This is a genomic window from Paratractidigestivibacter sp., assembly GCF_052362415.1.
Taxonomy (GTDB): Bacteria; Actinomycetota; Coriobacteriia; order Coriobacteriales; family Atopobiaceae; genus Paratractidigestivibacter.
Genome location: NZ_DAWEMK010000079.1, coordinates 1 through 3,885, shown reverse-complemented (window position 1 = coordinate 3,885; position 3,885 = coordinate 1). Strand labels below are relative to the sequence as shown.

4 protein-coding genes and 1 pseudogene are annotated in these 3,885 nt (G+C 67.5%); 2 read left to right on the top strand and 3 right to left on the bottom strand.

Annotated elements, in window-relative coordinates; all coding sequences use genetic code 11:
- Both ACT84W_RS07915 and ACT84W_RS07910 read left to right on the top strand, forming a co-directional pair.
- Window positions 1–658 (top strand): annotated as a pseudogene (locus tag ACT84W_RS07915) (tetratricopeptide repeat protein); the annotation flags it as partial.
- 9 nt (window positions 659–667) lie between these two features.
- Window positions 668–1,345, top strand: a complete 678-nt coding sequence (locus ACT84W_RS07910; protein ID WP_417575436.1) for an HAD family hydrolase — start codon at window positions 668–670, stop codon at window positions 1,343–1,345.
- Between the two features lie 110 nt (window positions 1,346–1,455).
- Here ACT84W_RS07910 and ACT84W_RS07905 read toward each other — a convergent pair whose 3' ends face one another.
- From ACT84W_RS07905 to ACT84W_RS07895, 3 genes are all read right to left on the bottom strand, one after another.
- Complete coding sequence (locus tag ACT84W_RS07905) at window positions 1,456–3,108, bottom strand: polysaccharide deacetylase family protein (protein WP_444328810.1); 1,653 nt, start codon at window positions 3,106–3,108, stop codon at window positions 1,456–1,458.
- Between the two features lie 115 nt (window positions 3,109–3,223).
- Window positions 3,224–3,592 (bottom strand): hypothetical protein, encoded by a 369-nt coding sequence (locus ACT84W_RS07900; RefSeq protein WP_444328809.1) that lies wholly within the window; start codon window positions 3,590–3,592, stop codon window positions 3,224–3,226.
- A 57-nt stretch (window positions 3,593–3,649) separates the two neighbouring features.
- Window positions 3,650–3,885: Holliday junction DNA helicase RuvB C-terminal domain-containing protein (locus ACT84W_RS07895; protein WP_444328808.1), on the bottom strand; the 236-nt coding region annotated here is incomplete at its 5' end.

Genomic DNA, 3,885 nt, shown 5'->3' with positions numbered 1-3,885 from the left:
CCGCGTGATCTACAACCGGCTCTTTGCCGACGACTGCCCCGAGGTCAGGCTCGTGCCGCGCGCCTATTTCGACGCGCTCCAGCTCCTCTCGGCCTCCGACCTCCTGCTCGAGCGGCCCGAGGCGGCCTGCGACCTCGCGCGCCAGGCAGCGCACATGGCCCCGCTCTCGACCCAGGCGGCCTTGAACTACAGCCATTGCCTGCTCGAGCTCGGCCGCGTGGAGGAGGCGTCGGAGGAGTGCTGCCGCATGCTCCGCTGCGCGAGCGACCCGCAGAGCATCGGCTTCGGCTACATCACGATGGCGCAGCTCCAGTGGAAGCTGGGGAACATGGTGGCCTCGCAAGCCTGTTACCAGATGGCCTCGCGCATGCTGCCCGGGGGAATCGTCGACGCGGCGCGGCAGATCGCGAGCCTGCTCGGGGCGGAGAACAGTGAATCGCTCTCCGACGAGCGCGTCGCGGAGGCGCTCGCGGCCCGCGGAATCCCGCTCGCCCCGTCGGAGGAAGTCCTCCAGGTGCTCGAGGAGGGCGCCGCCGCGGCGATAGACGAGAACCTCTTCCGTCCTGGCAGGGAGATGCTCTACCTGCTGATGGCGCTCACGCGCGACGACATCGACCACGGGATCCTCCGTTCGCTCGAGGACGAGCCCGACTTCTAGGAGAAGCTTTTGGCAAGAGAAATCTCGGCCGTCAGACTTTGGCCCGTCGGCTTCGACTACGCGATCTTCGACTTCGACGGGACGCTCTCGGCGACCGAGGCGCTCTGGGAGGAGGTCGACCGTGCGTTCTTCTCGGCACGGGGGATCCCGTACACGCCCGAGGTGCACCAGACGCTCGCCACGCTCGGCTTCTCTGGGGGCGCGGCCTGGGTGCGCGAGGCGTTCGGGGTGCGCGACTCCGTCGAGGACATATGCGACGAGTGGAACCGGATGGGGGCGGCCCTCTACGAGGCGAAGGCGACGCTGCGCCCCGGTGCCGAGCGCTATCTGCGGGCGCTGCGCGCGGCCGGGGTTCCGCTCGCGCTTGCGACGACGAACGACCCGCGCGTGCTCGCCTCGATGGCTCCGCGCATCGACGTCTCGGGCCTATTTGACGCAGTCGTGTGTGGCAAGGAGGTCGCGAGGTCAAAGGAGCACCCGGACATCTACCTCGAGGCGGCGCGGCGCATAGGCGCCGAGCCTACCCGCACGTTGGTCTTCGAGGACATCCTCGCGGGATCGAGGTCGGCGAAGTCCGCCGGCTTCCTCGTGTGCGACGTGGACGTCGCGGGGGCTGGCCAGCCGAAGGAGGCGCTGCGCGGCATCTGCGACGTCTGGCTCGACAGCTGGGAGGACATCAAGCTGTAGCGCAAGTTTGGGAGCGTAAACAGGAGACGGGCACGAAGCCTGCGGCAAGCGCCGGCTTCGTGCCCGTCCTCGTGTTGGGCTTCGGAATCACCGAGATGCCCCGAATCCCTCTATTTGTTGGCGATCTCGGTCGGCCAGTTGCAGTCGTCGGGCATCTTCGCGTCGCCGTTGGCGATGTCCTGCGGTATGGAAGAGTCGCTCTTCATGAGGTCGGTCACTGTGACGAACTCGTAGCCCTGGGACTGGAGCGCCTGGATGATCTGGGGCAGTGCCTCGACGTCCTGGTCGCGCGGGCCGCCGCCGTCGTGCATGAGGATGATCGCGCCGGAGAACGCGCCGTTGGTGGACTTGCTCACGATGGAGTCGACGCCTGCGCGGCGCCAGTCCTCGGAGTCGAGGTTCCACAGGACCGAGACGCTCGCGAGGCCGCCGGAGTTGAGCCACGAGGACTCCTTGAAGTCGCCGTAGGGCGGGCGGAAACCGGTGGTCTGGACCCCGGCGACCTTGTTGATTGAGTCGAATGCGTTGCTGAACTCAGACTGCAGCGATGAGGCGTCGAGCTTCGTCAGCTGCTGGTGCTGGTAGGTGTGGCTCATGAGCTCGTTGCCGGATTCAACGACCTTCTTACAGAGCTCGGGGTACTCCTCGATGTTCTGACCGAGGTTGAAGAAGGTCGCCTTACAGCCGTACTGGTCGAGGATGCTGAGGTACTTCTCGGTGTAGGGGTCGGCAGGGCCGTCGTCGAAGGTGAGGGCGATGAGCTTTTTGCTCTGGTCGTCAGGCTTGATTTGGTGGACCGTGACGACACAGTTCTGCGTCTCCTGGATGACGTCACCGTCGGCGGTCTCGCCGGAGGTCTTGCCGTGGCGCACCTCGCGCTTGCCGACCTTCGGCCATTGGCTGATGTAGGTGATGTTTCCCCAGGCCTCGCCGCCCATCTCGAGCTTCGGCTGCTCCTCGACGACGTTCACGTCGTAGTCCTCGAGTTTGTTCGACCCGTCGCCGATAGTGACGTCGTCGCCGTCGGCGGCATGGTAGGAGCCGAAGTCGGCGGGGTCGATGTCCTGCCCGTTGACACTCGCGGAGTACACGTACCCCTGGCCCTGCTGCAAGACGTCGCCGCCGACGCTCACGAGGTCGCCCTTCTTTGGCGAGAGGCGCTTGGCCGACACGATGTCGTCAAGGGTGGAGCCGACCTTCACGCTCGTCGTGCTGCCGTTGAGCTTGATGTCGACGGGTCTCGTGTTCCAAGCAAAGAGGGCAACGGCGGCGATCACGATGACGACGGCAGAGCCGATGAGCGTCGAGGCGTTGGGGAGCCCGAGCGCGGCCCCGCGCCGGCGCGGGGCGCTGCCGCCGCGGGGCCGCGCGGTAGGGGAATACCCCTGGAGCGCCCGCCCGTAGCCTCCGCGACGAGCGCCGCGCCCGTCATCGCGGCGGCCGGAGTACGCCTCGACGCCGGCCCTCCTGGGCATGGATGTGCTCGCGTGGCCCCTGCGGTCGCGCTGAGGCTGCGGCACGCCCTGGCGAGGCCGCGCGTGCCCGTAAGAGCCGCTGCCCTGCCCGTAAGAGCCGCCGTCGCGTCCATAGGCGCCCTGGTTGCGCGCGTATCCGCCGCCGAGGTTGGTGTAGCTGTTATGCGAGGAGGACGAGTCGGCCCGGCGATGGGCCTTGCCGGAGCGGCGGGGGCCCTGGTCTCCCGCGCCGCGCGAGTACCCGTGGTCGGGCCCGCCCAGGCACCCGCGGTTCTGATATTGGGACATTCTCTCACCTTTATACGCAATGGCCTGGGCGCGCAAGGCGCCCAGGCCGCTTTAAGCCTCGTTCTATACTAGCGGCTTCAGAGGCCGCAGGCCCTCTAAAGCAGGGCTTGACCGGTTACTTGAGCTCCTCGGGGATGTCCGCCGAATCGCAGTCGAACGACTCCGCCACGGCCTTCGCCTGGGCCGCGCGGATATGCGAGAGGTCCTCGTCGCCCATCTGGGCATAGACCTGCGAGAGCTGGTCGAGCGCGTAGCAGACGTAAGAGGCGACCGAATCGCCCATCCCCGAGAGGACCATCATGGTCACGAGCGAGTCAGGAGCGAGCGCGAGCGCCGTCGCGTGATCGAGCTCGAGAATGTCGGCGATCTGCCGCTCCACCTCCTCGCAGCCGCCCCGGTCGCCGGCCTTCGCGCGCTTGAGCGCGCGCTTGACCGCCTCCGCGAACTGACCGATGAGCTCAAGGACGTAATCCCTCTGAAGCATGTGATCGCCTTCCGACGTGGATGTTCCCGGACGATTGTATACCTGTGCCCGCGCGCCCTAGCGCGCCGGGGGCTCGATCCCCAGGTGGTCGAAGGACGCGGGCGTGGCCTGCCTGCCCTGCGGCGTGCGGACGATGAGGCCGCGCTGCAGCAGGTACGGCTCGTAGACGTCCTCGAGCGTGCTCGGGTCCTCCCCCACCGCGGAGGCGATGGTCGTGAGGCCGACCGGGCGGCCGCGGAACGTGTCGCAGAGCGCACGCAGGATCTTCACGTCCATCCAGTCGAGCCCCATGG